Origin of the sequence: Bradyrhizobium sp. RDM12 (assembly GCF_051917485.1) — a bacterium.
Lineage (GTDB): Bacteria > Pseudomonadota > Alphaproteobacteria > Rhizobiales > Xanthobacteraceae > Bradyrhizobium.
Map to the genome: position 1 here is coordinate 4,863,468 of NZ_CM133064.1, position 25,161 is coordinate 4,888,628.

The 25,161-nt window shown below is 64.9% G+C and carries 23 protein-coding genes and 4 pseudogenes; 12 read left to right on the forward strand and 15 right to left on the reverse strand.

From position 1 onward, the window contains the following. Window positions 1-14: 14 nt before the first annotated feature. Window positions 15-1,083 (forward strand): annotated as a pseudogene (locus tag ACTGJ9_RS23760) (ComEC/Rec2 family competence protein); the annotation flags it as partial. Window positions 1,084-1,093: 10 nt separating this feature from the next. On the opposite strand, the gene ACTGJ9_RS23765 reads toward ACTGJ9_RS23760, so the two are convergent. The 4 genes from ACTGJ9_RS23765 to ACTGJ9_RS23780 all read right to left on the reverse strand — a co-directional run bounded on the left by ACTGJ9_RS23765 (window position 1,094) and on the right by ACTGJ9_RS23780 (window position 4,223). Continuing rightward, on the reverse strand, window positions 1,094-1,525 hold the full coding sequence (locus ACTGJ9_RS23765) for a hypothetical protein (protein WP_456673075.1): 432 nt from the start codon (window positions 1,523-1,525) through the stop codon (window positions 1,094-1,096). Window positions 1,526-1,713: 188 nt separating this feature from the next. Continuing rightward, window positions 1,714-1,956, reverse strand: a complete 243-nt coding sequence (locus ACTGJ9_RS23770; protein ID WP_456673076.1) for a hypothetical protein — start codon at window positions 1,954-1,956, stop codon at window positions 1,714-1,716. A gap of 177 nt (window positions 1,957-2,133) precedes the next feature. Beyond that, window positions 2,134-2,835: a transcriptional repressor LexA gene (lexA, locus tag ACTGJ9_RS23775; protein ID WP_456673077.1), complete on the reverse strand. Its 702-nt coding sequence runs from the start codon at window positions 2,833-2,835 to the stop codon at window positions 2,134-2,136. Window positions 2,836-3,011: 176 nt separating this feature from the next. Continuing rightward, complete coding sequence (locus ACTGJ9_RS23780; RefSeq protein ID WP_456673078.1) at window positions 3,012-4,223, reverse strand: molybdopterin molybdotransferase MoeA; 1,212 nt, start codon at window positions 4,221-4,223, stop codon at window positions 3,012-3,014. 134 nt (window positions 4,224-4,357) lie between these two features. On the opposite strand from ACTGJ9_RS23780, the gene ACTGJ9_RS23785 reads away from it, so the two are divergent. Together ACTGJ9_RS23785 and ACTGJ9_RS23790 are read left to right on the forward strand one after the other, a co-directional pair. Then, window positions 4,358-4,585: a hypothetical protein gene (locus ACTGJ9_RS23785; protein ID WP_456673079.1), complete on the forward strand. Its 228-nt coding sequence runs from the start codon at window positions 4,358-4,360 to the stop codon at window positions 4,583-4,585. Further along, window positions 4,536-4,775: pseudogene (locus ACTGJ9_RS23790) on the forward strand (type II toxin-antitoxin system RelE/ParE family toxin); the annotation flags it as partial. The gene ACTGJ9_RS23785 and the pseudogene ACTGJ9_RS23790, both read left to right, overlap by 50 nt. 181 nt (window positions 4,776-4,956) lie before the next feature. On the opposite strand, the gene ACTGJ9_RS23795 reads toward ACTGJ9_RS23790, so the two are convergent. The 3 genes from ACTGJ9_RS23795 to ACTGJ9_RS23805 all read right to left on the reverse strand — a co-directional run bounded on the left by ACTGJ9_RS23795 (window position 4,957) and on the right by ACTGJ9_RS23805 (window position 7,050). Next, window positions 4,957-5,151 (reverse strand): hypothetical protein, encoded by a 195-nt coding sequence (locus tag ACTGJ9_RS23795; protein WP_456673080.1) that lies wholly within the window; start codon window positions 5,149-5,151, stop codon window positions 4,957-4,959. A 136-nt stretch (window positions 5,152-5,287) separates the two neighbouring features. Further along, window positions 5,288-5,914, reverse strand: a complete 627-nt coding sequence (locus tag ACTGJ9_RS23800) for an HAD family hydrolase (RefSeq protein ID WP_456673081.1) — start codon at window positions 5,912-5,914, stop codon at window positions 5,288-5,290. 8 nt (window positions 5,915-5,922) lie between these two features. After that, the gene (locus tag ACTGJ9_RS23805; protein WP_456673082.1) at window positions 5,923-7,050 is read right to left on the reverse strand and encodes an alpha-hydroxy acid oxidase; all 1,128 of its coding nucleotides are present in this window, start codon (window positions 7,048-7,050) and stop codon (window positions 5,923-5,925) included. 287 nt (window positions 7,051-7,337) lie between these two features. Between ACTGJ9_RS23805 and ACTGJ9_RS23810 the strand changes: the two genes are divergently transcribed. Further along, window positions 7,338-8,675, forward strand: coding sequence for a S41 family peptidase (locus ACTGJ9_RS23810; RefSeq protein WP_456673083.1), 1,338 nt, complete (start codon window positions 7,338-7,340; stop codon window positions 8,673-8,675). A 155-nt stretch (window positions 8,676-8,830) separates the two neighbouring features. On the opposite strand, the gene ACTGJ9_RS23815 is transcribed toward ACTGJ9_RS23810, so the two are convergent. The 5 genes from ACTGJ9_RS23815 to ACTGJ9_RS23835 all read right to left on the reverse strand — a co-directional run bounded on the left by ACTGJ9_RS23815 (window position 8,831) and on the right by ACTGJ9_RS23835 (window position 16,177). Continuing rightward, a complete protein-coding gene (locus tag ACTGJ9_RS23815) occupies window positions 8,831-11,551 on the reverse strand; it encodes a bifunctional diguanylate cyclase/phosphodiesterase (RefSeq protein WP_456673084.1) in 2,721 nt (906 codons plus the stop codon). Between the two features lie 343 nt (window positions 11,552-11,894). Then, window positions 11,895-12,422, reverse strand: a complete 528-nt coding sequence (moaC, locus tag ACTGJ9_RS23820) for a cyclic pyranopterin monophosphate synthase MoaC (protein WP_456673085.1) — start codon at window positions 12,420-12,422, stop codon at window positions 11,895-11,897. Continuing rightward, a complete protein-coding gene (trpC, locus tag ACTGJ9_RS23825) occupies window positions 12,422-13,243 on the reverse strand; it encodes an indole-3-glycerol phosphate synthase TrpC (protein ID WP_456673086.1) in 822 nt (273 codons plus the stop codon). Before trpC ends, moaC begins: the two co-directional genes overlap by 1 nt. A 7-nt stretch (window positions 13,244-13,250) precedes the next feature. Continuing rightward, window positions 13,251-14,264, reverse strand: coding sequence for an anthranilate phosphoribosyltransferase (gene trpD / locus ACTGJ9_RS23830; protein WP_456673087.1), 1,014 nt, complete (start codon window positions 14,262-14,264; stop codon window positions 13,251-13,253). 14 nt (window positions 14,265-14,278) lie between these two features. Then, window positions 14,279-16,177 carry a SurA N-terminal domain-containing protein gene (locus tag ACTGJ9_RS23835; protein WP_456673088.1) on the reverse strand — a complete coding sequence of 633 codons (1,899 nt, stop codon included), beginning with the start codon at window positions 16,175-16,177 and terminating at the stop codon, window positions 14,279-14,281. A gap of 222 nt (window positions 16,178-16,399) precedes the next feature. Here ACTGJ9_RS23835 and tpiA point away from each other — a divergent pair, with 222 nt between their 5' ends. From tpiA to ACTGJ9_RS23850, 3 genes are all read left to right on the forward strand, one after another. Continuing rightward, window positions 16,400-17,155: a triose-phosphate isomerase gene (gene tpiA, locus ACTGJ9_RS23840; RefSeq protein WP_456673089.1), complete on the forward strand. Its 756-nt coding sequence runs from the start codon at window positions 16,400-16,402 to the stop codon at window positions 17,153-17,155. 142 nt (window positions 17,156-17,297) lie between these two features. Then, window positions 17,298-17,687: a preprotein translocase subunit SecG gene (gene secG / locus ACTGJ9_RS23845; protein WP_148753720.1), complete on the forward strand. Its 390-nt coding sequence runs from the start codon at window positions 17,298-17,300 to the stop codon at window positions 17,685-17,687. A 165-nt stretch (window positions 17,688-17,852) separates the two neighbouring features. Then, window positions 17,853-19,484 carry a CTP synthase gene (locus ACTGJ9_RS23850; protein WP_456673090.1) on the forward strand — a complete coding sequence of 544 codons (1,632 nt, stop codon included), beginning with the start codon at window positions 17,853-17,855 and terminating at the stop codon, window positions 19,482-19,484. Here ACTGJ9_RS23850 and ACTGJ9_RS23855 read toward each other — a convergent pair. Together ACTGJ9_RS23855 and ACTGJ9_RS23860 are read right to left on the reverse strand one after the other, a co-directional pair. Then, entirely contained in the window at window positions 19,447-19,776 is a 330-nt protein-coding gene (locus tag ACTGJ9_RS23855) for a BrnA antitoxin family protein (protein WP_456673091.1), read from the reverse strand. The two genes, ACTGJ9_RS23850 and ACTGJ9_RS23855, sit on opposite strands and share 38 nt — an antisense overlap. Further along, window positions 19,760-20,020: a BrnT family toxin gene (locus tag ACTGJ9_RS23860; RefSeq protein ID WP_456673092.1), complete on the reverse strand. Its 261-nt coding sequence runs from the start codon at window positions 20,018-20,020 to the stop codon at window positions 19,760-19,762. Before ACTGJ9_RS23860 ends, ACTGJ9_RS23855 begins: the two co-directional genes overlap by 17 nt. A gap of 190 nt (window positions 20,021-20,210) precedes the next feature. Between ACTGJ9_RS23860 and ACTGJ9_RS23865 the strand changes: the two genes are divergently transcribed. Continuing rightward, complete coding sequence (locus ACTGJ9_RS23865; protein WP_456673093.1) at window positions 20,211-21,296, forward strand: IS5 family transposase; 1,086 nt, start codon at window positions 20,211-20,213, stop codon at window positions 21,294-21,296. Window positions 21,297-21,418: 122 nt separating this feature from the next. On the opposite strand, the pseudogene ACTGJ9_RS23870 reads toward ACTGJ9_RS23865, so the two are convergent. Then, window positions 21,419-22,064 (reverse strand): annotated as a pseudogene (locus tag ACTGJ9_RS23870) (class I SAM-dependent methyltransferase). On the opposite strand from ACTGJ9_RS23870, the pseudogene ACTGJ9_RS23875 reads away from it, so the two are divergent. From ACTGJ9_RS23875 to ACTGJ9_RS23890, 4 genes and pseudogenes are all read left to right on the forward strand, one after another. Continuing rightward, window positions 22,030-22,182, forward strand: a pseudogene (locus ACTGJ9_RS23875) (response regulator); the annotation flags it as partial. The pseudogenes ACTGJ9_RS23870 and ACTGJ9_RS23875 sit on opposite strands and share 35 nt — an antisense overlap. A 321-nt stretch (window positions 22,183-22,503) precedes the next feature. Further along, window positions 22,504-22,830 carry an NIPSNAP family protein gene (locus ACTGJ9_RS23880; protein ID WP_456673094.1) on the forward strand — a complete coding sequence of 109 codons (327 nt, stop codon included), beginning with the start codon at window positions 22,504-22,506 and terminating at the stop codon, window positions 22,828-22,830. Between the two features lie 126 nt (window positions 22,831-22,956). After that, on the forward strand, window positions 22,957-23,808 hold the full coding sequence (gene kdsA / locus ACTGJ9_RS23885) for a 3-deoxy-8-phosphooctulonate synthase (RefSeq protein ID WP_456673095.1): 852 nt from the start codon (window positions 22,957-22,959) through the stop codon (window positions 23,806-23,808). Continuing rightward, entirely contained in the window at window positions 23,808-25,019 is a 1,212-nt protein-coding gene (locus ACTGJ9_RS23890; RefSeq protein WP_456673096.1) for an MFS transporter, read from the forward strand. Before kdsA ends, ACTGJ9_RS23890 begins: the two co-directional genes overlap by 1 nt. Window positions 25,020-25,161: the final 142 nt, after the last annotated feature.

Genomic DNA, 25,161 nt, shown 5'->3' on the forward strand with positions numbered 1-25,161 from the left:
TTTGGGATCGGCCTCCCGCCTTCCAGATGTCGTTTGCGGCAACGCTCGGGCTCGTCGCGCTGGTGCAGATCGGCATGCCGAACCTGTTTGCCTCGCCCGATCATTCGACCACCGCGCGCATCGCGCTGTGGGGCGGCCGCGAGATCGCGATGCTGTTCATGGCCTCGATGATCGCGGGGCTTGCGACCACGCCCTATGCCGCCTTCCATTTCCACCGCGTCACGCCCTACGGCGTGCTGGCCAATCTCGGCGCGATGCCGGTGGTGTCCGCGCTGGTGATGCCTGCGGTTGGGATTGCTCGCTGCGCCCTTCGGGCTCGACGGCGTGTTCTGGTGACTCATGGGGATCGGCATCGACTGGATGGTGGCGGTGTCGCGCTGGGTGGCGGCGCTGCCCGGAGCGATCGGCCACGTCGGCGCTTTCGGCACCGCGCCGCTGATCGCGGCGAGCGTCGGGCTGATCCTGATGGGCTTGCTGCGGACGCCCTTGCGCTGGTCGGGCGTACTCGTGCTCGTCGCGGCGATCGTCTGGGGGCTGTCGGTTCGGCAACCCGACATTCTCATCGCCGGTGACGGGCAGAGCGTCGCGGTGCGGGGCAGGGACGGGCAGTTGCATCTGATCCGGACGAGCAAGGACAGCTTTCTGCTCAAGGAGTGGCTCGCGGCCGATGCGGACTCCCGCGATGCCGGGAGCGCCTCGCTCAGTGACGGCGTGTCGTGCGACGACACCGGCTGCGTGACGCCACTCGCCGACGGGCGCATGATTGCGCTGGCGCTCCGCATCGACGCGCTGGCCGACGATTGCAGCCGCGCGGCACTGGTGGTGACGGCAAGGCCCGCGCCGCCGGATTGTGGTGCGATGGTGGTCGATCGGCCGCGTCTCGCGCGCCAAGGCGCGCTGGCGCTGACGCCGCGCGGCGACGGCTTTGCCATTCAGGCGGTGAAGGCGAGGGGCGCAAACCGCCCCTGGTCGCCGGCGGCGGCCGGCGATGGAGATTTCGAACAGTCCCTCATGCCACGGTCGGCAGCTCCGCGTTCCAAAGACGCAACGCCGGCCGACGCCGACCTGCAGGCCGAGGATTAAGATCGACCGCTTAGCCGATCGGCAGGCGCGGCGGCGTGGAGCGGCTGTCGGCGATCTGCGGCTTGTGCTCGCGCTCGCCGAGCGGCTGGGTTACCGGCAGTTGCAGCACGGTCGCACGCTGGCCTTCCACGAGCTGCGTTACCAGCACGTATTTGCCGTCGGGGAATTCGATCGCGTCGTGATGGCGGTCGGGAATGTGCGGATCGACCTTGCCGAACTTGCCGACACGCGAATTGATGGTGCGCGTCCAGATCCAGCGATTGTCGTAGCGGACGTTGTCGGCGAAGGCGAGCTCCGTTCCCGGCAGCAGGCAGACCGCGACGGACATGTCGGCTTCGGAGGCGAAGCCGCGCGTCGAGGTGCCGCGGAACGTTGTCGTGACGATGGTCTCACCGACTTCTGCGGGACGCGTCGCGACGGCATGCAGGCTATAGTCACACATCGGGTGCTCCTCAATCAGGATAGAGCACCGGCGCCTCTGTCTCTGAGGCACAGGCCCCTATCAGAGTGGAAGCTGATCATATGCTTGTTTGTTGGCAAATCTGCGGCTCGCATCGACAGAGCGCGATCACATTATCTTTTGCAAATGCACGAGGAACAAAGCCTGCTCCCGCGCATTCGGTGAGCGCGTCATCTCAGCGGCCTGCGGGCGCCGACCAGCCCGAATATTGCCAGGCCGGCTGCGTCGGCTGTGCGACGGGCGTTGCGGGCATCGCGGAATTGCTCGCTCGTTGCCTGTGGCGCTTTGCGCGCGTGATGCTGCGGCTGAGCAGCCAAGGCCTGCGACCCCATCAAGGCCTGCGAGCCTAAGGCCTGCGGCGCCGATGCTGCGATCAGCGTCATCGTGGCGGTGCCCAAAATGATCTTGCGCATGGTGGTCTCCTCGGTCGGTCAAAGCGCCTGCGAAGCGATGGGGCTTCGTTGCGGCGTGCCGAGGATGTAGCGCTGGAGAGGTAGCCGGATAATCTGTGCAAAACCAGAAAGACCATCCAGCCGGAGCGGACAATCGTCCGCTCCAATCGTTGCTGACGGTCGTCGATCGCGACCCGCTCAGTACTTCCGGTACAGCCCGATCAGCTTGCCCTGGATCTTGACCCGGTTGGGCGGCAGGATGCGGACTTCATAGGCCGCGTTCGCCGGTTCGAGTGCGATCGAAGCACCACGGCGGCGAAAGCGCTTCAACGTCGCTTCCTCATCGTCGATCAGGGCAACCACGATGTCGCCGGTATCGGCGCTCTCGTTGCGCTGAATCAGCGCCATGTCGCCGTCGAGAATGCCGGCCTCCACCATGGAGTCGCCGCGCACTTCCAGCGCGTAATGCTCCCCGGAGCCGAGCATGTCGGGCGGGACGCTGATGGTGTGGCTGCGGGTCTGCAACGCCTCGATCGGCGTACCGGCCGCGATCCGGCCCATCACGGGCACCGCGACGGGACGCTCGCCCTCGTCGGCCTGCGGACTCGACGTCGTGCGCACCTTGCCGAGATTGCCTTCAATGACGCTCGGCGTGAAACCGCGGCGGCTGCCGGCGGCGGCCTGGAGCTCGGGCAGCTTGATCACCTCGATGGCGCGGGCGCGGTTGGGCAGGCGGCGGATGAAGCCGCGCTCCTCGAGCGCAGTGATCAGGCGATGGATGCCCGATTTCGAGCGCAGATCGAGCGCGTCCTTCATCTCGTCGAAGGAGGGCGGCACGCCGCTTTCCTTCAGACGCTCGCTGATGAACCGCAGGAGCTCGTATTGTTTGCGCGTTAACATCTCGACCAAAATCCCCCGGTTGATGTCGTTCGATTCCGAGACGCTGAATTCAGCAATAAGCCGCTACATGCTCGAAACAAATCATGAACGGACACTATATGTTCGATACATGTTCCGCAACTGCTTAATTTACCGTGAACGCGACAAAGTTCGCAGAACGGTTGCGAACGATGCGCTCAAACGGGCAGCCGCAGCACCTCGCAAGGCGCTCCCGCTTCGGCCTTCGGTGCTAACGGTGCGCGCACGAGAAGTGCCTGTGCCGCAGCGAGATCTGCAAGCAGCGAGGAGTCCTGGTGGTTGACGGGAAGGGCGACGAGGGTGCCGTCATCACGCAGATCGAGGCGGGCGCGAAGATAATCCTCGCGCTGGTCATTGGCGCCGATGTCGCGGCCGAGCACGGCGCGTTCGCGACGGTGATGAATCACCGAACGGCCCGACAGCGCTCGAATCAGCGGCACCATGAACAGGAAGCCGCAAACGTAGGATGATGCAGGATTGCCAGGCAGGCCGATCACGTGCATCGCGCCGAGCTGCCCGTTCATCATCGGCTTGCCCGGCCGCATCGCGATCTTCCAGAACGCCATCGAGGTGCCTTCATCGCGGAGCGCCTGCTGCACCAGATCGTGGTCGCCGACCGAGGCACCGCCCGTCGTGACCAGGATGTCGGCGCCGGATTCGCGCGCGCGGCGGATGCCGGCGGAGGTGGCTGCAAGCGTGTCAGCGGCAATCCCGAGATCGATGGTGTCGGCTCCCTCGCTCCGGGCGAGCGCATGCAGGGCGTAGCCGTTGGAATAGACGATCTGGCCATGACCAGGCGTCGTGCCCGGCATCACCAGCTCGTCGCCGGTGGCAAGAATCGCGACCTTCGGACGCCGGCGAACGGCAAGCTGCGGGTGGTTCATGCCGGCGGCCAGCGCGAGGTCGCGCTCGGTCAGCCGCGCGCCCGCGCGCAGCAGCACGTCACCTTCGCGAAAATCGATGCCGGCTGGACGAATGTGCCGCCCGGCGACGGCGGCCTCCTTGATCGTGATGCGCTTGCCGTCGGCGACGGTGTCCTCCTGGATCACGATCGCATCGGCGCCGTCGGGGACGACGCCGCCGGTGAAGATCCGCACAGCTTCTCCAGCGCCAACAGTTCCTGCAAATGGACGGCCGGCTGCGACCTCGCCAATGACGTTGAGCTGCGCATCGACCCTGGCTGCATCCGCCGCTCGGACAGCATAGCCGTCCATCGCCGACATCGCCTGCGGCGGCTGCATGCGCCGCGCCGCGACGTCGTGCGCGAGCACGCGATGAAAGGCCGCATCGAGCGCGACCGTTTCCTCGGGCAGCGGCTCCGCGCCGTCGAGCACGGCGGCCAGCGCATCAGTAACCGGCATCAAGGCCACGGTGAACTCCCGCAACAAAAGCGAAGGAATTGGTCGGCAAGGTTCTAGCCGAGCCGAGGGCCGACGCAAAAAGGGCCTCCTCTAGCGAGAAACCGCACTTCCTTTCGGCGCCAGCTCGGCTTACCTTACCTTCCATGACGAAACTGCTCGAGAAGGCGCTTCAAGCCGTGCGACAGCTTCCTGCGGATAGTCAGGATGAGATCGCCCGCGCAATGCTGGCTTTGACCGGCAACGCTGGAGAGCCCGAGGAGATCGATCCCGCACATCTTCCAGCGGTCCTCGAGGGGCTTGCACAAGCCAACCTCCGGCAGTTTGCGTCGGACGCCGCGGTCGAAGCCGCGTTCCGCCGCTTCGAGCGATGAAGCTCAGATTCACGCCGCCGGCATCGCTGATTATGTCCGGGAGCACAGCCCCCAAGGCGCATTGCGCGTGCGCGCCGCGATCCTTGAATCACTCCAGAATCTCGTTGGTTTTCCGCGTCTCGGACGGCCTCAAACGACCGCGGGCGTGCGCAAGCTCGTGACGCGGCGATACCCCTATCTGGTCTACTACACGGTAGACGAGGAAGCCGGCGAACTCGTGATTCTCACGATCCAGCATCCCGCCCAAAACGCGACCACTCGGACGCTTGAAAAAATCAGGTCCGCCGCGGCGCGATCCGGAAGGCGGCATAGAGTGGCACGAGGATCGCCATGGCGAGGACGCGAATGACCAGAGCCACGACCAGCATCGCTCAGGTCCCCGGCTGCTTATCCGGACTGACATCGGGCGCATGGGGCCCTTGATCCCTGTCGGGCATCGGATCTGCCTGAGCTTTCAGATCCGCCGCCTTGCTCATCAGCTTGGCGGAAAGCTCGGCATCTGAGGTTGTCCTGGCGAATTTGACCAGCAGTGAGGCCTGCTTGGTGAGGTAGGTTTTGCCCAACACGATGATGCGTCCGATGTAGAATTCCCAACCGAGTTATGAGTCCTGAACCGGACATTCGTTCCGGGAACTCTGTACAAAAATGCACAAAGTGAGTTGGTTCCTCGTTTCCGGGCGAAAATTGTTCCGGAATGGACGCTCAGATCCCCAGCGCCCTGAGTGCATTGCCGACGTCGCGGGGCGAGGTGACATGCACCGCCGTCAGCCCGCGGGCGCGGGCGCCTTCGACGTTCTCGGCGAGGTCATCGAAGAACACGATCCGGTTGGCCGGCACGCCCATCGCGGCGACGACATGGTCGAAAGCTTCCGCGTCCGGTTTGCGCAGGCCGATGCTGGAGGACAGATACAACTCGCGAAAATGGCCGAGCAGATCGGCATACTCTTTCGAAAAATGGTCTACATGCGGGCGGTTGGTGTTGGAGAAGGCGTAGAGCGGCATCTGCTTCGCCGCGCGCGGCAGCAATTCCGCGATCTCGGGCATCTCGCCGGCGAAGATCGCGTTCCATCCTTCCAGGAACTGCGCATCCGAAATGGCAATGCCGAGCGATGAGCGCAGCGACTGGAAATAGTCCTCGTCGCTGATCTTGCCGACCTCATGCAGCCGGTAGGCTTCGCTGTCCCGCACATAACGCGCGAGGACGGCCTCAGGGTTGCAGCCGGCGTGTCCCGCCCAGCAGGCGATCGCCTTGGAGAAATCGATGTCGAGCACGACGCGCCCGAGATCGAACAGAAGCGCATCCGCGCTGCCGGGAGAGAGCGATGTCATTCTGTCCTTCAGTATCGGTAGGGTTCATGGTCGAACAGGGGGAACGCGCTGAACACACTAGGCGCATTGGTTGCGGCGGCCTGGTGCAGGCAGGATTTGTTGACCTCGGCGAACGAGGTGGCGCCGAGGAGACCGAGGCAGCGCAGCACCTCGTCCTCGAGCAGTTCGAGCATTCGCACCACGCCGGTCTCGCCGGCCGCCGCGAGCGCCCAGCACTGCAGCCGGCCGATGCCGACGAGGTCGGCGCCCGCTGCCATCGCCTTGACGATGTCGGTACCGCGGCAGATGCCGCCATCCACCATGATCTTGGCGCGACCCTTCACCGCATCGACGATCTCGGGCAACACATGCATGGCGCCGCGGCCGTGATCGAGCTGGCGACCGCCATGGTTGGAGACATAGATCCACTCGACACCGTGATCGACCGCGATCTGCGCGTCCTCGGCGGTGGCGATGCCCTTGAGGATCAGCGGTATCCTGAACTTGTCCTTGACCATCTTCACGGTCCGCCACTCCAGGCCCTTCTGGAAATCGCCGCCAGTGGCGCGCAGGCGGCTTTCGCGAACGTAGCGCTTGGCGATATCACGCTCACGACGGCTGTAATGGGCAGTGTCGACGGTCAGGCAGAAGGCGGCATAGTTGGCCTTCTCGGCGCGGCTAACGACGTCGGCGACGAATGCGTCATCGCCGCGGACATAAAGCTGGTACATGCGCAGCGCATCGGGGGCGGCTTCGGCGGTCTTTTCCAGCCCGGGCTCGGAGACCGAGCTCAACATGTGCGACGCCCCGAAGGTGCCGGCCGCGCGCGCGACGGTGGCGGCCCCATGCGGGTCGAAGATTTCCAGCGCGCCGACGGGGGCGAGCACCACGGGCAAGCGCATCTTGCGGCCGAACTGCTCGACCGCGCCGGAGACCTTGCGGACGTCACGCAGCACGCGCGGGCGGAACGCGATCTCGTCCAGCGCCATGCGATTGCGGCGCATCGTGGTCTCGGTCTCGGCGGCGCCGACGATGTAGTCCCAGGCGTTCTGGTTGAGGTTGGAACGCGCCTTCCGGATGAATTCGTGCAGGTTCTGGAACGGCTCGTTGCTGGCGCCGAGTTCGACGTTCCGTTCCGGCCGGAGTGCTTCGTTCATTGTTATCCTCCCGAGAATTTGAAGCCTTCTGCCATCGCCTATCCCGTCCGGCTCTCCAAAACCATCCTAAAGTGGCGTAGTTGCAAAGCTTGGTTCGGCGGACCGATTCCGCTTGGCGGCGAGGTTTCGGAACGTTGCCAAAAGTTAAGGCCAGGGCGAAGGGATTTTTGCGGTATACCCGCGAGCGTGGCAGCCCGGCCTTGAAGAAACCTGAATGGTATTGTGAGAACCGGACTGCATTGCCATTTGCGTGGCGTCCCGTCCCAAGCGAAAAGGCCACCCATTCCATGAGGAAAACCCTGCTGTTCCCCCTCGGCGCGCTCACCGGAGTGTGCCTGACCCTCCTCATATCCGGTCCGCAGGGCGGACCATGGGCAGCACGGGCGGCAGCGGGCGCGGATGATGCCTATTCCCAGCTCAACCTGTTCGGGGAAGTCTTCGAGCGGGTGAAGGCGAGCTATGTCGAGAAGCCCGACAATTCCAAGCTGATCGAAGGCGCGATCACGGGCATGGTGACCTCGCTTGATCCGCATTCCCGCTACATGAACGACAAGGCCTGGACCGAGATGCAGGAGACCACCTCCGGCGAGTTCGGCGGGCTCGGCATCGAGGTCACGATGGAGGAGGGGCTGGTCAAGGTCGTCTCGCCCATCGACGACACGCCGGCGTCAAAGGCCGGCCTCATGTCCGGCGACCTCATCAGCAAGATCGACGGCGAGGCCGTGCAGGGCATGACGCTCGAGCAGGCCGTCAACAAGATGAAGGGGCCGGTCGACACCAAGACGAAGCTGACCATCGTGCGCAAGGGCGCCGATGCGCCGCTCGATGTCGCGATCACGCGCGAGATCATCCATGTCCGCCCCGTCCGCTTCCACGTCGAGAACGGCGACGTCGGCTATATCCGCGTCACCTCCTTCAACGAGCAGACCACCGACGGCCTGAAGAAGGCGATCGCCTCGATCTCCAAGGACGTCCCGCAGGAGAAGCTGGTCGGCTACGTGATGGACCTGCGCAACAATCCGGGCGGCTTGCTTGACCAGGCCGTGTCGGTGTCCAGCGCGTTCCTGCAGCGCGGCGAGGTCGTCTCGACCCGCGGCCGCAATCCGGAAGAGACCCAGCGCTTCACCGCGCATGGCGGCGACCTCACCAAGGGCAAGCCGCTTGTGGTGCTGATCAACGGCGGCTCGGCCTCGGCGTCCGAAATCGTCGCCGGCGCACTGCACGATCACAAGCGTGCCACGATCGTTGGCACCCGCTCGTTCGGCAAGGGCTCGGTGCAGACCATCATTCCGCTCGGCGCCGGCAACGGCGCGCTGGCGCTGACCACCGCGCGCTACTACACGCCGTCGGGCCGCTCGATCCAGGCCCAGGGCATCGCGCCCGACATCGAGATCCTCCAGGACGTGCCGCCCGAGCTGAAAGGCCGCGTCGACACCATGGCGGAGTCGCAGATGCGCGGCCATCTGCAGGCCGCCGATGGCACCGAGCAGACCGGATCGCAGTCCTATGTCCCGCCGGAAGAGAAGGACGACAAGGCGCTGCACGCGGCCTACGACTTCCTGCACGGCGTCACCGTGAACGCGGCAGCCGCGAAGCCGGCACCGAAGACCACGGTGCCGAACTAAGCGCCATCGGTCCTTGCTAGCTTCGGAGATCGCCCGGGAGCGGATGACCACTCCCGGGCGATTTCGTTCGGGACTTCGTCTCAGCCGGGATTCATCGCGGCAAAGATCATCGTGATTGGATCAGGGCAAACGTGGCGATCGCCGTCGCACGCCGACTAGCTGGCCTCGCGGCGGCGAGCTTCGCTGCCATTGCGCTGGGCGAGGCGGCTGCGATGGAGCGCAAACAGCTCCATGACCTTGTCGGCAGGCTTCGCCGCGCTGAACAGGTAGCCCTGCATCTCGGAGCAGCCCAGTGCGCGCAGCAGCCGCTGCTGTTCCTCGGTCTCGACACCCTCGGCCGTGGTTGCCATGCGGCGGGCGCTGGCGAGATTGACCACGGCCTGCACGATGCTGGCAGAGCCGTCCGGGCCTGCGATGTCGTTGACGAAGCAGCGGTCGATCTTGATCTTGTCGAACGGGAACCGGTGCAGATAGCTCAGCGATGAGTAGCCGGTGCCGAAATCGTCGAGCGCGATGCGGATGCCGATGGCGCGGAGCTGGTGCAGGATCGCGAGGGCGGTCTCGTCGTCGCGGATCAGCACGGCCTCGGTGATCTCGAGTTCGAGCCGGCTCGCCGGCAGATTGGAGGCGGCCAGCGCTGCCATGATCTTCAGCGCCAGCGTGCCGCTCTTGAACTGCACCGGCGAGACGTTGACCGCGAGGCGGATGTCGTCAGGCCAGCCGGCGGCGTCGCGGCAGGCAGTCGCCAGCACCCATTCGCCGATCTCGTTGATCAGCCCGGTGTCCTCGGCAATCGGGATGAACTCGGCCGGCGAAACCATGCCGCGCTCGGGGTGGCGCCAGCGCACCAGCGCCTCGCAGCCGGTGATGCGGTCGTCCTTGAGGCTGAGGCAGGGCTGGTAATAGACCTCGAGGCCGCCATAAGCAATCGCGTGGCGGAGATCGATCTCCAGCTGGCGCCGCTCGCGCACCTTGGCTTCCATTTCCGGCTCGAAGAAGCGGTAGGTGCGGCGCCCGGCGGCTTTGGCGGCATACATCGCCATGTCCGCGTTCTTCAGGATCTGGTCCAGCGCGGTGCCGTGTCCCGGCGCCAGCGCAATGCCGATGCTGGCATCGGTGGTGAGATGATGGCCCATGCAGTCGAACGGCGTGCGAATCGCCGCGAAGATCCGCGCGACGAGCTCGATGACCTGGTCCTGCGAGGTCACCGCGCTCTGCACGATCGCGAACTCGTCGCCGCCGAGCCGCGCCACGAAGTCGGTGGGGCCGACGCAGCGGCGGAGGCTCTCCGCCACCGACTTCAGCAGCTCGTCGCCGACCAGGTGGCCGAGCGCGTCGTTGACGCCCTTGAATTCGTCGATATCGATGTAGTGCACCGCGAGCTCTCCGCCGTCGACGATGGCAAGGAGCTCTCCGCGCAGATGTTCGTGGAACATGGTGCGGTTCGGCAGGTCGGTCAGCGCGTCGTAGTGCGCGAGATGGGTGATGCGTTCCTCGATACGGCGACGTTCGGTGATGTCCTCATGGGTCGCGACCCAACCGCCGTCGTCGAGCGGCTCGTTGACGATCTGGATCGAGCGGCCGTCGCCGGTATCGACGACCATGGAGTTGCGCACGTGGATATCGCGCAGCACGCGTGCGACATACTGGTCCACGTCGCCCGGGAACGAACCCGTGGCCTTGCGGTGCGCGATGATGTCGAGAAAGCTGTAGCCCGGCTTCACGATCGCGGCCGACAAGCCGTACATCTCGATGTAGCGCTGGTTGCAAACCACGAGCTTTTGCGACGCGTCGAACAGCAGCAGGCCCTGGGTCATGTTGTTGACGGCGCGGTCGAGGCGCTGCTTCTCCAGCGTCAGCCGCTCCCGGGATATGCGATGCTGCTCCAGGAGCTTGCGCACTATCGCGATCAGCACGCCGGCGATCGCGAGCGCAGAGGCGCCGGCGACCGAAATCAGGATGCCGATCTGCTCGCGCCAGTCGGCAAGCGCCGCTGCGCGCGTGGTCGTCGCCATCATCAGGATCGGGAAGTGGGGCAGCGCACGCGCCGAGACCAGCCGGTCCTCGCCGTCGACCGGGCTCACGATACGTCCGGCGAAATGATCGAGCGCGAAGATCTTTTGCTGCTCGAACGAGCCGTTCCTGAAATTGCGTCCCATCATCTCGCTGGAATGCGGGAAGCGGGCAAGCAAAGTGCCGTCCCGATGCAGCATCGATATCGTCGCGCCCTCGCCGAGCAGGACGGTCTCGAAGAATTTCTCGAAATTGGCCGGCTCGATGCCCCGTCCGACGATGCCCATGAACTCGCCATGCGCTCCCATGATCTTGCGCACGATCAGGATGGTCCAGGCGCCGGAGATGCGGCTGTGCACCGGTTCGATCAGCACGTCGGGCGCCTGCGGATCGTATCGGAAGGTGCGGTAATAGGAGCGGTCGGCAACGTTGACCTTCGGGGCCGGCCATGCCGTCGAGGAATTGATGACATTGCCGTCGGCATCGATGATGTTGACGCCGCCCATGTAAGGCAGCGCCTCGATCTTCGAACGCAGCATTTGGTGCACGTCCTGGCCGGCGAGGCGCCTGCGATAATCCTCTGCGGTCGTGATTCCGCTCGCGCGCACATGGCCGACGAAATCCCGCTGGATGACCGCGAAATCCTGCAATTGCTGATCGAAATGATGGGCAAGCAGCAGCACGGTGTTTTCCAGCTCACGGCCGGAGTTGCGTAGCGCGCGCTCGCGGAAGTTCTGCGCCATCAGCACCGCGCCGACGGCGATCGCAGCGATCAGGAGTGTGCCGCCCACCACCAGCCATCGGATCGGTCCGCTGCGGACGAAGGCCTGGTCAAGGAGGCGACTGCCGTATCTCGTCATCATGTCGTCGTTGCCGTACACACGCCAGGGTCAATTCACGACCCCCGTAACATCCGTCGGTTTACGGGATCGATGTGGAGGCGGCGTTAGGAAGCGGGGTTAACGCGACATAAACCGCAACACACAAATGCAATCGATGCGCATGGCGAGAGGCGTGCAGGATTTGCCTGCGACGATCGAGATACCGGTCAATCCTTGCCGGTCGCGGCAACGTCAACCTGCGCTTAACCACCTAACGTGTTGACAATCCATCGCGCTCGCCATCATCACCATCGTGAACGGCATGCGCAGCGAGCTCGACGCAAAATTCGGCTCGATCGGGGTGGTCGCCGAACGTGAGCTCTGGTCAGGCGCGGTAGTGGCCCGACTTGCCGCCGAGCTTCTCGACAAGCCGGATGCCCTCGATGCGGACGCCGCGTTCCACCGCCTTGATCATGTCGTAGATGGTGAGGCAGGCGACCGAGACCGCCGTCAGCGCTTCCATCTCGACGCCGGTGGGACCGGTCACCTTGACGCTGGCACGCACAACGCAGCCCGGCAGCTTCGCGTCCGGCTCGATGTCGACCGTGACCTTCGACAGCGCGAGCGGATGACAGAGCGGGATCAGCTCGGAGGTGCGTTTCGCCGCCATGATTCCGGCGATACGCGCGGTGCCGAGCACGTCGCCCTTCTTGGCATTGCCGGAGACGATCAGGTCGAGCGTCGCCTTCTCCATGACGACGCGGCCTTCGGCGACGGCGAGCCGCTCGGTTGCCGTCTTGTCCGAGACGTCGACCATCCGCGCCTCGCCGGAGGCGCCGATATGCGTGAGGGCAGGGCTCGCCTCGTTCGAGGGGGTGGTCTTCTGCTTGGTCTTGGACGTCTTGCGCGCCATCAGCGCGTGCCCGTGGCGCGGGCCTTGGTCTCGCGCGCGAGCAGTGTGCGCGTCGCCGCGGTGACGTCGGCCTGCCGCATCAGGCTCTCGCCGACCAGGAAGGTCGACATGCCGACCCGCTCGAGCCGGGCGAGATCGGCAGGCGTGAAGATGCCGCTCTCGCCGACCATCAGCCGCTCGCCGGGGATCAGCGGCGCCAGCGTTTCGCTGGTCGCAAGCGTGGTCTCGAAGGTGCGCAGATTGCGGTTGTTGACGCCGATCATCGGCGAGCGCAGCTTCAGCGCCCGGTCGAGTTCGGCGCGATCGTGGATCTCGATCAGCACGTCCATGCCATAGGCAATGGCCGCGTCTTCGAGGTCTCTGGCGGTGGCGTCATCGAGCGCGGCCATGATGATGAGGATGCAGTCGGCGCCGTGCGCGCGGGCCTCGACGACCTGATAGGTGTCGAACAGAAAATCCTTGCGCAGCACCGGCAGCGAGGTCGCGGCGCGCGCCGCCACCATGAAGTCGAGATGGCCCTGGAACGAGGGCGTGTCGGTCAGCACCGACAGGCAAGCCGCGCCGCCCGCCTCATAGGCCCTGGCGAGCAGGGGCGGATCGAAATCGGCGCGGATCAGCCCCTTGGATGGCGAAGCCTTCTTCACCTCGGCGATCAGCGCATAGTCGCCCTTGGCGTGCCTGGCCCTGATCGCGCGCACAAAGCCGCGCGGTGCGCCTTGCGCCTTGGCCATTGCCTCCACCGCAGCGAGCGGCTGGACGCGTTTGGCTGCAGCGATCTCCTCGCGCTTGTAGGCTTCGATCTTGGTCAGGATATCAGACATGACAGGCTCAGCTGTTCGAGACCGCGATCAGGTGCTTCAGCCGCGCGCTCGCCGCGCCACTGTCGAGCGATTCTGCGCCGATCGCGACGCCCTCCTTAAGGTCCCTGGCGCGGCCGGCAACGATGAGAGCGGCGGCGGCGTTGACGAGTGCGACGTCGCGATAGGGGCTCGGCTTGCCGTCGAGCACGCTTTCCAGCGCGATCGCATTGGAATCGGCATCGCCGCCCTTGAGTGCTCCGGGCTCGCAGCGCGACAGGCCGGCGTCCTCGGGCGTCACCTCGAAATTACGGATCTCGCCATTGTGGAGCGCGGAGACGAAGGTCGGGCCGGTGAGGGTGATCTCGTCCAGGCCGTCGGAGCCGTGCACCACCCAGGCGGAGTCGGAGCCGAGATTCTTCAGCACCTGTGCCAGCGGCTGGACCCATTGCCGCGAAAACACGCCAACCATCTGCCGCTTCACGCCGGCCGGGTTGGACAGCGGGCCGAGCAGATTGAAGATCGTGCGGGTGGCGAGCTCGACCCGGGTCGGGCCGACGTTCTTCATGGCAGGATGATGAGCCGGCGCGAACATGAAGCCGATGCCGCATTCGCGCACGCAACGTCCGACCTGCTCGGGCCTGAGGTCGATCTTCACGCCGAGCGAGGCCAGCACGTCGGCGGCGCCCGAGCGCGAGGACAGCGCGCGGTTGCCGTGCTTGGCGACCGGCAGGCCGGTGCCCGCGACGATGAACGATGCGCAGGTCGAGACGTTGACCGAGCCGGAGCCGTCGCCGCCGGTGCCGACGATATCCACGGCGTCCGCAGGCGCGTCGACCGTGAGCATCTTCGAGCGCATCGCCGTCACCGCGCCGGTGATCTCCTCCACGGTCTCGCCGCGCACGCGCAGCGCCATCAAGAGGCCGCCCATCTGCGAGGGCGTGGCCTCGCCGGACATCACGGCGTCGAAGGCGGAAGCGGCCTCGTCACGCGACAGGCTGGCGCCGGTCGCCACTTTTCCAATGATCGATTTCAGGTCGTCCATCGCGTGCTTTCAACTCACTGGTTCGCGCCGGTCACCTGCGCGAAGGCGGCCTGATTAATGGTAGTCCCGATGTCGGCTTCAAGCTTGTTGACGTAGGAAGCAACCTGCTCGTCGGTCAGCGACCGGTCGATGCCGTCTTTCAGCTTCTTGACGGCGTCGGAGGCGGTGTCGACCGGGGGATCGACGATGTCGGTGACGCGGTAGACGATGACTTCGCTGCCGCCGGTCACGGGAGCCTGTCCGACGCCGTCCTTGGCGGTACGGAAGGCGGCTGCAACGATATTCGCGGGCACGCCGGCGGGCGTGTCTTCGCGCTTGAAGCCGCTGGCGGTCTCGACCTTGGCATTGATCGCTGCCGCCTCGTCAGCAAGCTTGCCGCCCTGTTCGAGCTTCTGCACCATCTCGGTCGCCTTCGCCTTCAGCTTGGTGGCGATCTGGTCCTGGCGCCAGCGGGCCTCGACCTGATCGCGAACCTCATCGAGGTTGCGGTCGCGCGACGGCGTGATGGCGAGAACGTCGTACCAGACATAGCCGCCCTTGAACGAGATCGGGTCGTTGTCCACGCCGACGTCGCTGTTGAACGCCTGCGACACCACATCGAGACCCTGCGGAATGTTGGCGACGGTCTGCCCGTTCGGCGCGCGGCCCGAGCGGTCGACGGCATCGATGGTCACGGCGCTGAGTCCGAGCTTCTGGGCGGCATCGGCGACGCTGGTGCCGGCGCCGCGCTCGTCTTCCATCTTGTCGCGGAGCTCGCCCACTTTGACGCGGGCACGCTCGGTCGCGATCTGGCGCTTCAGGTCGCCGGCAAATTTGGCGTAGTCGGCCTGGACGCCCGGCTCGATCTTGTCGACCTTGACGATCGAGACGCCGAGACGACCCTGGACCGGCTGGCTGATCTCGCCTGCGGCAAGCGCGAAGGCAGCATCGCCGACGGCCGGTTCGAGTGCAGATTTGGCCACGAGCCCGAGATCGACGTCGGTGGCGCTCAGTCCGCGCTCCTTGCCGAGATCCTCGAAGGAGAGGCCGCCGACGAGGCGCTCGCGCGCGGCTTGCGCGTCGGCCAGGTTCGGAAACACGATCTGCTGGATCTGGCGCTTCTCAGGCGTGGAGAGCTGGTCCTTGCGCTGCTCGAACAGTTTCTTCGCGTCGTCATCGGAAACGTCGCTCCACTTGGCGATCTCCTCGGGGGAGATCACAGCGAAGACGATCTTGCGGTATTCGGGCGCGCGGAACTGAACCTTGTGATCCTCGAAATAGGCTGCGAGCGCCTCGGGCGAGGGCGCCTCGATGGTGCCCGCCTGGGCCGTATCGAGCCTGACGAACTCGATCGCGCGCTGCTCGTTCTGGAAGCGCGTCGCGACCTCGAGCATGGCTTTCGGCGGCTCGAGGCCGGCGCCGATCGTGCCGGTGATCTGCCGGCGCAGCGCCACCTTGCGCTGCTCGGCCACGTAGCGCTGCTCGGTGTAGCCGAAATTGCGGATCAAGCTCTGGAAGCGGTTCGGATCGAATTTGCCGTCGACGCCCTTGAAGTTCGGATCGTTCATGATGAGCTCGCGAATCTGCGCATCGGATTGGCCGAGCCCAAGCTGGCGTGCGTTTTCGTCGAGGGCGGCTTCCGCAATCGTCTGCTGGAGCACCTGGCGGTCAAGGCCGAACGCGCGCGCCTGTTCCGGTGTCAGCGGGCGGCCGAACTGGCGGCCGATCTGCTGGAGGCGATCGGTGTAGGTCTGACGGAACTCGTTCAGCGAAATCTCGGTGTGGCCGACCTGGGCCACCGTGGACTGCCCGAAGCCGCGGAAGATGTCGGCGATGCCCCAAATGCCGAAGCTGATGATCAACACGCCCATCACGACGGCCATGATGGTCTTGCCGACCCAGTTTGATGAGGCCTTGCGCATTCCTCGAAGCATTTGGTCCAACTTGTCTGAAAGGAGGGGAACGGGAGCGCGTCTTAATGCAGATTCCGCAGAAGCGCGTCACCAAATTGATATGCCATCATAAAGTGGCGGCTTTCCCCCCGCAACCTCAGCTCAGGCCGCCGTTCGAAGCTGCGGTTAAAAGCCCCTGGTCTCTGGAACTGCCGCGGCACCTCTGCTAGCGCATGCACAAACCTCATTTTGCTGGGAATTGATATGACCGACGCCATCCGACGGCTAATTGCCGGCAATTGGAAAATGAACGGCCTGAAGGCCGCGACCGCCGAATTCGACGCCATGCTCAATGGCGCGGCAGAGGTGGCCGGCAAGGCCGATTTGCTGGTCTGCCCGCCGGCGACCCTGATCGCAGCCTTTGCCGAGAAGGCGCGCGCCAAGAAGGTCGCCGTAGGGGCCCAGGATTGCCATCCCAAGGCCTCCGGCGCCCATACCGGCGACATCGCGGCCGAAATGCTGGCGGACGCGGGTGCGAGCGCCATCATTGTCGGCCATTCCGAGCGCCGTGCCGACCATGGCGAGGGCGATGGGCTGATCCGGCAGAAGGCGGAAGCCGCCTGGCGGGCCGGAGCGTTCGCGATCGTCTGCATCGGCGAGACGCAGGCCCAGCGCGATGCCGGGCAGACCCTGGACGTCCTCCGCGGTCAGCTCGGCGGCTCGCTCCCGGATGGCTCCACCGCCGCCAATCTGGTGGTGGCCTATGAGCCGGTCTGGGCGATCGGCACCGGCCTGACCCCCACGTCCCAGGATGTCGAGCAGATACATGGTTTTATCCGGGAACTCCTGACCTCCCGTTTCGAGGCGGATGGGGCGGCGATGCAGATCCTGTATGGCGGCTCGGTCAAGCCCTCGAACGCGGCCGAGCTGATGGCGGTCAAAAACGTCAACGGCGCGCTGGTGGGGGGCGCTAGCCTGAAAGCGGCCGATTTCCTTGCGATTGCCAAGGGCTGCCCCTAGCTAAACGTAAAGCGCGGGGCCGTGGCCGATCGGGGGTGGCAATGCCGTTTCCGATCGTGTAACACCGCGCAACTTCAGGAAAACCCGCGAAGCGCGATCGGCCGCCGGTCTCGGCGCTGTCGGCTTGTGACGGAAGGATACTATGCAGACTGTTGTCATCGTCATCCACCTCATGATCGTTGCCGTCATGATCGGTGCCGTGCTGCTCCAAAAGTCTGAAGGCGGAGGCCTCGGCATGGGCGGAGGCGCAGGCTTCATGTCGAGCCGCGGCACCGCGAATTTGTTGTCGCGAACGACCGCGGTCCTGGCTGCCGGTTTCTTCCTGACCAGCCTGTTCCTGTCCTGGTACGCCGGCTACAACCGTGCGCCGTCCTCGATTATCGGCCAGCCGGCGTCGCAGACCCAGCCGGCCGGCGGCGGGCCGATCACCCCGCCGACCTCGGGCGGCATTCTGGACACGCTGAAGAAGGCGGACGAGCAGCAGCAGGCGCCGGCAGCGCCGAGCGGCCCGCAGGTGCCTCGCTCGCAATAAAGCAGGGGGCCCATGCAGGGCGATGGCTACCGTCCTGCATCAACAATCCCCATCAAGGCTCTGTCACCACTCTTACTTTTGGCTCACCCACAGGCCCGCAGATCTTTGGGGCGGAATGCGAATCGCTTTGGCGAATCGGATTCGAGGGATTAGAGGTTAGGTCCCATGGCGCGGTACATATTCATCACCGGCGGCGTGGTTTCTTCGCTCGGCAAGGGTTTGGCTTCGGCGGCACTGGGTGCCCTGCTGCAGGCCCGGGGCTACAAGGTCCGCCTCCGCAAGCTCGACCCCTATCTCAACCTCGATCCCGGAACGATGTCGCCGTATCAGCACGGCGAAGTGTTCGTGACCGACGACGGCGCGGAGACCGATCTCGATCTCGGTCACTACGAGCGTTTCACCGGGCGGCCTGCGACCAAGCAGGACAACATCACGACGGGGCGCATCTACCAGGACATCATCTCGAAGGAACGCCGCGGCGATTATCTCGGCGCGACCATCCAGGTGGTGCCGCACGTCACCAACGCGATCAAGGAATTCGTCCTCTCCGGCAATGACGACTACGACTTCGTGCTGGTCGAGATCGGCGGCACCGTCGGCGACATCGAAGGCCTGCCGTTCTTCGAGGCGATCCGCCAGCTCAAGAACGAGCTGCCGCGCGATCACGCCATCTACATTCATCTGACGCTGCTGCCATACATCCCGAGCGCGGGCGAACTGAAGACGAAGCCGACGCAGCACTCGGTGAAGGAGCTGCGTTCGATCGGCATCCAGCCGGACATCCTGCTCTGCCGCACCGATCGCGAGATCCCGAAGGAGGAGCGGCGCAAGCTCGGCCTGTTCTGCAACGTGCGCGAGAGCGCCGTGATCGAGGCGCGCGACGCCGACAGCATCTATGCCGTGCCCGAAGCCTATCACGCGGCGGGCCTCGATGACGAAGTGCTCGCCGCCTTCGGCATCGAATCGCGCATCCCGCCGGTTCTCAAGAGCTGGCACCACATCAACGAGCGCATCCGAAATCCCGAGGGCGATGTCACCATCGCCATCGTCGGCAAATACACCGGCATGAAGGATGCTTATAAGTCGCTGATCGAGGCGCTCTCGCATGGCGGCATCGCCAACAAGGTGAAGGTCAATCTCGACTGGATCGAGAGCGAGATCTTCGAGAAGGAAGATCCTGCGCCGTTCCTCGAGCACGTCAACGGCATCCTGGTGCCCGGCGGCTTCGGCCAGCGCGGCGCGGAGGGCAAGATCAAGGCGGCTCAGTTCGCGCGCGAGCGCGACGTGCCGTATTTCGGCATCTGCTTCGGCATGCAGATGGCCGTCATCGAGGCCGCGCGGAATCTCGTCGGCATCGAGGAGGCCAACTCCACCGAGTTCGGTCCGACCAAGGAGCCGCTGGTCGGCCTAATGACGGAGTGGTTGCGAGGCAACGAGCTCGAGAAGCGCTCGCAGGCCGGCAATCTCGGCGGCACGATGCGGCTTGGCGCTTATCCCGCCGCCCTCAATCGCGGCAGCCGCGTCTCGCAGGTCTATGGCGGCGCGACCGAGATTTCGGAACGCCACCGCCATCGGTACGAGGTCAACACCGCCTACAAGGACCGCCTCGAGCAGCACGGCCTGAAATTCTCCGGCCTCTCGCCCGACGGCGTGCTGCCGGAGATCGTCGAGTATGAGGATCACCCCTGGTTCATCGGCGTCCAGTTCCACCCGGAGCTGAAGTCGCGGCCGTTCGAGCCGCACCCGCTGTTCGCCTCGTTCATCCAGGCGGCAATGGTGCAGAGCCGCTTGGTGTAATCGGCTCAGCCCGCCTTCTTGACCATCTTGCGCAGGGCTGCATCGATCTTCGATTGCAGCCAGGCCCCTTCGCCTTGAAGTGCTGAACCACTTCAGGGCTGAGCCGGATCGACACCGGAATTTTGGTCGGACTCTTCTGAGGGCCGCGTTTGCCGACCAATGAGGCAAGCTGAGCCGGTTTGATGTCGCTCAACCGGACTCCAGCGGGAAATTTGCTCGCCTTCGCAAAGTCCTCCCGGGTCCACTCGGGATTCTCTTTGTTGGCGGCAGGTTGCCTAGTCTTCCGGGACATGACGCTTCACCTCCTTGGCATGAGCACGCCGCAGGCTGATCGGTCGATACCGCTCGTCGCGAATGGTGAACACCAGGCAATGCGCCACACCGTCGATGAGCCCATATGCCCGATAGCGCGGATCGCCGTAATCAAAAGGTTCGACCCTGACGACGGCCCTAACCTCCATATCCGACCAACGCGCCAGCGAGATTCCGTGCTTCGCGATATTGGCCGCATCCTTCGCGGGATCGAAATCCACCATTTTTTCGTATATACGATTTGGGTGATGCCGGGTCAACCGCAATCGTATCGCGGCGCCATTGGGCTGCAACCTCGCCGGCGGTCCGCCTTACGGAGTTAGGGTGCAATCGCGCTAGCAGTCTGCTGAAGAACCCCTCGCCACGGAGGAGGCTTGATGATTCACTTATCATCTCGATTCGGCGGAGGCGATCATGCGCGGCAGGTTTACGGATCAGGGCGGCCTGTTTTCGTACATCGCGCCGGATAAGCGTGTGCCAGCGAACCACCCGCTGCGGAAGGTCCGGGAACTTGTCCGGGATGTTTTGAGTGATTTGAACCGCAGCCTTGGGAGGCTCTACGCCAGCGAGGGACGTCCTTCGATCCCTCCGGAGCAATTGCTGAGTGCGCTGCTGCTGCAGGTGTTCTACGGCATCCGCTCGGAACGTCAGTTGATGGAGCAACTGGACTACAATCTTTTGTATCGGTGGTTTGTGGGACTGTCGCCGGACGATCCGGTCTGGGACCCGACCACCTTCACCAAGAACCGGGAGCGGCTGCAGAACGGCGATGTATTCACGAAGTTCATGACCAGGCTTCTCAACCATCCACAGGTCAAGCCGCTGCTGTCGGACGAGCACTTCTCGGTGGATGGAACGCTGATCGAAGCCTGGGCTTCACAGAAGAGCTTTCGTCCCAAGGACGGCAGCGGCGACGATGATGACGGCGCGAACTTCCATGGCCAGAAGCGCAAGAACGACACCCACGCGAGCACCAGTGACCCCGACAGCCGGCTTTATCGCAAGGCGGCCGGACGGGAGGCCAAGCTTTGCTATATGGGCCACGCCACCATGGAGAACCGGCATGGGCTGGCGGTGGCCGGCAGGGTCACGCATGCCAATGGCACCGCCGAACGCCGGGCTTCGGAGACCATGCTGAAGGCGAGACGCAAAGCCGCAGGCCGCCGCATCACGGCCGGTGAGGACAAGGCGTACGATACCGCCGATCATGTCGCCAATCTTCGCGCCATCGGCGTGACGCCGCATGTGACACAGAACCAGGCCGTCACCAAAACCGGCAAGACCCGCAACAGCGCCATCGACGAACGAACCACGCGGCATCCAGGGTACGGCATGTCGCAATCGCGCCGGGCGATGGTCGAGTGCATTTTCGGATGGGGCAAGCAACACGGCACCATGCGCAAGACCAAACATCGCGGCATCGCTCGCGTCGCCGCCGACTTCCTGCTCAATCTGATCGCCTACAACCTGATCCGCATTCCAAAACTGCTTGCCCCTTAGCCACCCGGCGTCAGGGTGCCCCCAACACCAGGCTAGAAATCACATCCAACTCCGCCACGCCGCCCCAACAACGACCGGACAGAATAAGAAAACTCTCCATTTCAAGGTTTTTCAGCAAACTGCTAGATGTTCATCGTCGCTAACGTTCCTCTCGTCGATTGCTCGGGGGCAACGGATCCCGCGATGAGCGTCATCTGCGGCCGTCGCGTCAGCTTGTAGACGGCGGCGGGCGGCACGTTCAGGAAGGTGCGATCCACCAGCGTTGCGCGCAGGCCGAGACGGTCGAGCACCGGCCCGCGGGATCGGGCAGCTCATGCCATAAGTGAACTGGTAGAAGGCCCCGCCGGGGCGGACATAGCTGAACGCGCCACTGAGGATCGAGACCACCTTGCGGGTCGACATGTTGAGCAGCGGAAGGCCGCTCACGACTGCGCCGACGGGCGCACCGTCATAGAGCCGCTCGGTCGCGAGCCGTGCCGCATCCATCCACAGCACGCGCGCGCCGGGGAAGCGCATTTGCAAGAGCTTCATGAAATCCGAGCCGTATTCGATCAACGTGAGATCCTGCGGCCTGACGCCGCGCCTCAAGAGCTTGTAGGTGAAGGCGCCGGTGCCGGGACCGAGCTCGAGGATCGGGCCGGTCTTCTCGGTGATCTCGCGCGTGATGAGATCGGCGAGCGCCGCGCCCGATGGCGCAATCGCGCCGACCCGGCGCGGCGAAGACATCCAGGACAGGCTTCGCGCACGCGCCGACGGCGTGCCGATCATCGTCCTGACCGCGCGCGGCGAGCTCGCCGACCGCATCGCCGGGCTCGACAGTGGCGCCGACGACTATCTCGCCAAGCCGTTCGCCGTCGAAGAGCTGTTGGCGCGACTGCGTGCCGTGCATGGCGGACAGGTTTCGGTCACCGACGCGGTGCACGGCGGCACCTGATTCAGAATGACGCTGCGGCCAAGCCCGCAGATTTGATTCAATCCGCGTTTCGCGGCTCACCGCGCAATGCTGTCGCAATCCCTCGCGAGCAAAATCCGCATGATCCGTCACCTCAACCGCATTGACCGCTTTTAGCGGCCCGATCATTGCGGCAGCATTGCGGGAACGATCCAGCCATGCGCGAAACGCCGCGGGGGGCGGCCGGGCGGGGCCCAAGACAGCATCAGCGCCGATCGTTATAACCTCCGCACCTGTTCAGGGAGGAAAACAACAATGATCTATGAAATGCGCGTCTATCGCTGCCTGCCCGGCCGCCTGCCGGCGCTGTTGAAGCGGTTCGAGACGGTGACGCTGAAGCTCTGGGAGAAGCACGGCATCCGCCAGGCCGGCTTCTTCACGACGCTGATCGGTGAATCCAACCAGGAGTTGACCTATTTCCTGGCCTGGGAATCGCTTGCGGAGCGCGAGAAGAAGTGGGGCGCCTTCATGACCGACCCGGACTGGATGAAAGCACGCGCCGAGAGCGAAGCTGACGGCCAGATCATCAATAACATCGTCAGCCAGCTGCTGACGCCGACCGCCTTCTCGTCGGTCAAATAGCGTCTGTCCGGCATGGGTTGCGACGGGGACCCCTCGCGCAACCCTGATATTCTGATAGCCCGGGCCGAATCGGGTTGATCGGCTCCTCATCGCCGCTATGGTCGCGGCGAAACGAGGGAATTGGCCTTGAGCGCTTCATCATCCGCGGCCCCGGTCGTCAGCGTTGGCACGGTCAAGTTCGGCAATGATCTGCCGATCTCGATCATCGCCGGCCCGTGCCAGCTCGAAAGCCGTCAGCATGCGCTGGAGGTCGCCTCCGCGCTGAAGGAGATCGCCGCGCGGCTGAAGATCGGCCTCGTCTACAAGACGTCCTTCGACAAGGCCAACCGCACCAGCGCCTCGGCGGAACGCGGTCTCGGCCTCGCGCAGTCGCTGCCGATCTTCGCCGAGATCCGGTCCTCGCTCGGTCTGCCAGTGCTCACCGACGTGCACGATGCCGCGCAATGCGCCGACGTCGCGCAGGCCGTCGACGTCCTGCAGATTCCGGCCTTCCTGTGCCGGCAGACCGATCTGCTGCTGGCCGCGGCCGCAACCGGAAAGGTCGTCAACGTCAAGAAGGGCCAGTTCCTGGCGCCTTGGGACATGACGAATGTCGTCGCCAAGATCACCAGCGCGAACAATCGCAATGTGCTCGTCACCGAACGCGGCGCGTCCTTCGGCTACAACACGCTGGTGTCGGACATGCGTGCGCTGCCGATCATGGCGCGCACGACCGGTGCGCCCGTGATTTTCGACGCGACCCATTCGGTGCAGCAGCCGGGCGGGAAGGGTGCGTCCTCCGGCGGCGAGCGCGAATTCGTGCCGGTGCTGGCGCGCGCGGCGGTCGCGGTTGGCGTGGCCGGCGTCTTTATCGAGACACATCCCGATCCGGATCGCGCGCCTTCCGACGGCCCGAACATGGTGCCCCTGCGTGAGTTCGAAGGCCTCATTCGCACGCTGATGGCGTTCGATACGATCACCAAGGGCCAAGCGCGCTGATGCACGAGCCCGTGGCCAGGCCGTCGTCCGACCAGAAGTTTCCGCCTGCGATCAACATCATCGCGCTTGCGAGCTTCTCGGCTGCGTTGTCGACGCGCGCGCTCGACCCGGTACTGCCGCATGTCGCGGAGGAATTTTCGATCAGCATCACGACCGCGGCGAGCATCGCGGCCGGCTATGCCCTGATCTACGCGTTGATCCAACCGGTCGTCGGCGCGGCCGCCGATCTGTTCGGCAAGGCACGGCTGATGACGTTGTGCCTGGCGCTGCTCGGCGTCGCCTGCATTTTGGGCGCGCTCTCGACGTCCTTCTCGGGTCTGTTCGCGAGCCGGATGCTTGCCGGCATCGCCTCGGGCGGCGTGTTCCCGGTTGCGCTCGGCCTCACCGCCGACCTCGTCGCGCCGGCGAAGCGACAAGTGGCGATCGGGCGCACGCTTGCCGGTTCGATGACCGGCAACCTGCTCGGCGCGACCGCCTCGGGCATCATCGGCGATCTCGTCGGCTGGCGCGGCGTGCTCGTGATCATCGGTGCGCTCGGGCTGATCGCGGCCGTCGCGGTCGCGGCGGGCTTTCGCGGCGCCGCCCTGACGGCGCCGCCGAAGAGCGACCTGAAAACCCTGCGGCAGGGCTATCGCACCATTCTCGCCAATCCCAACGCTCGCTATTGCTATTCGGCCGTGTTCGTCGAGGGCTGCTGCGTGTTCGGCCTGTTTCCCTTCATTGCCGCCTTGCTGTTCGATCTCGGCGAGACCTCGCTGTCGATCGCGGGCATCGTGATCGCGGGTTTCGCGGTCGGTGGGCTGTTCTACACGTTCACGGTCTCGCGCTTCCTGCCGCGACTGGGCGTCAGGGGAATGATGATCGCAGGCGCGAGCCTCGTGGCGCTCCAGCTCGCGGCACTCGCCCTTGGGCCCGGCTGGAAAGTCCAATTCGCTATCATGCTGCTGATGGGCTGGGGCTTCTACATGATCCACGGCTGCCTGCAGGTGTTCGCCAGTGAGCTGTCGGTCGAGGCGCGTGCGACGGCGATGTCGCTGCACTCGTTCTTTTTCTTCATGGGCCAGACGGTCGGACCGCTGGCTTACGGGTTCGGGCTTGCCCACACCGGCAAGGCGCCCACCCTGGTCGCAAGCGCCGTCCTGATGGTGCTGCTGGGCCTTGCCTGCGCAGCGCTGCTCAAGCCGCGGGCACCGACCGACGCGCGTGCCTGAGGCCGGTATCTCTCTGCCAATCCCCGTATTTTTCCGTGGGCCGGCGGTGGCCAAATCGCCTCAATCTTAAACCAAATCTCACGCTTCGCTCCGTAGAGTGCCGCCCAAACCGCTAGCCGGCGGCAACATCTGTGGATCAGTC

Bases quoted from the DNA above. Each gene is read 5' to 3' on its own strand.
- tpiA (WP_456673089.1), top strand. From the start codon at position 16,400: ATGACCGACGCCATCCGACGGCTAATTGCCGGCAATTGGAAAATGAAC.
- ACTGJ9_RS23865 (WP_456673093.1), top strand. From the start codon at position 20,211: ATGCGCGGCAGGTTTACGGATCAGGGCGGCCTGTTTTCGTACATCGCG.
- trpC (WP_456673086.1), bottom strand. From the start codon at position 13,243: ATGTCTGATATCCTGACCAAGATCGAAGCCTACAAGCGCGAGGAGATC.
- ACTGJ9_RS23770 (WP_456673076.1), bottom strand. From the start codon at position 1,956: ATGCGCAAGATCATTTTGGGCACCGCCACGATGACGCTGATCGCAGCA.
- ACTGJ9_RS23805 (WP_456673082.1), bottom strand. From the start codon at position 7,050: ATGAACGAAGCACTCCGGCCGGAACGGAACGTCGAACTCGGCGCCAGC.
- ACTGJ9_RS23800 (WP_456673081.1), bottom strand. From the start codon at position 5,914: ATGACATCGCTCTCTCCCGGCAGCGCGGATGCGCTTCTGTTCGATCTC.
- secG (WP_148753720.1), top strand. From the start codon at position 17,298: ATGCAGACTGTTGTCATCGTCATCCACCTCATGATCGTTGCCGTCATG.
- ACTGJ9_RS23785 (WP_456673079.1), top strand. From the start codon at position 4,358: ATGACGAAACTGCTCGAGAAGGCGCTTCAAGCCGTGCGACAGCTTCCT.
- trpD (WP_456673087.1), bottom strand. From the start codon at position 14,264: ATGGACGACCTGAAATCGATCATTGGAAAAGTGGCGACCGGCGCCAGC.
- ACTGJ9_RS23835 (WP_456673088.1), bottom strand. From the start codon at position 16,177: ATGCTTCGAGGAATGCGCAAGGCCTCATCAAACTGGGTCGGCAAGACC.
- lexA (WP_456673077.1), bottom strand. From the start codon at position 2,835: ATGTTAACGCGCAAACAATACGAGCTCCTGCGGTTCATCAGCGAGCGT.
- ACTGJ9_RS23890 (WP_456673096.1), top strand. From the start codon at position 23,808: ATGCACGAGCCCGTGGCCAGGCCGTCGTCCGACCAGAAGTTTCCGCCT.
- ACTGJ9_RS23855 (WP_456673091.1), bottom strand. From the start codon at position 19,776: ATGTCCCGGAAGACTAGGCAACCTGCCGCCAACAAAGAGAATCCCGAG.
- ACTGJ9_RS23810 (WP_456673083.1), top strand. From the start codon at position 7,338: ATGAGGAAAACCCTGCTGTTCCCCCTCGGCGCGCTCACCGGAGTGTGC.
- ACTGJ9_RS23765 (WP_456673075.1), bottom strand. From the start codon at position 1,525: ATGTGTGACTATAGCCTGCATGCCGTCGCGACGCGTCCCGCAGAAGTC.
- ACTGJ9_RS23860 (WP_456673092.1), bottom strand. From the start codon at position 20,020: ATGGTGGATTTCGATCCCGCGAAGGATGCGGCCAATATCGCGAAGCAC.
- ACTGJ9_RS23850 (WP_456673090.1), top strand. From the start codon at position 17,853: ATGGCGCGGTACATATTCATCACCGGCGGCGTGGTTTCTTCGCTCGGC.
- ACTGJ9_RS23815 (WP_456673084.1), bottom strand. From the start codon at position 11,551: ATGATGACGAGATACGGCAGTCGCCTCCTTGACCAGGCCTTCGTCCGC.
- moaC (WP_456673085.1), bottom strand. From the start codon at position 12,422: ATGGCGCGCAAGACGTCCAAGACCAAGCAGAAGACCACCCCCTCGAAC.
- ACTGJ9_RS23880 (WP_456673094.1), top strand. From the start codon at position 22,504: ATGATCTATGAAATGCGCGTCTATCGCTGCCTGCCCGGCCGCCTGCCG.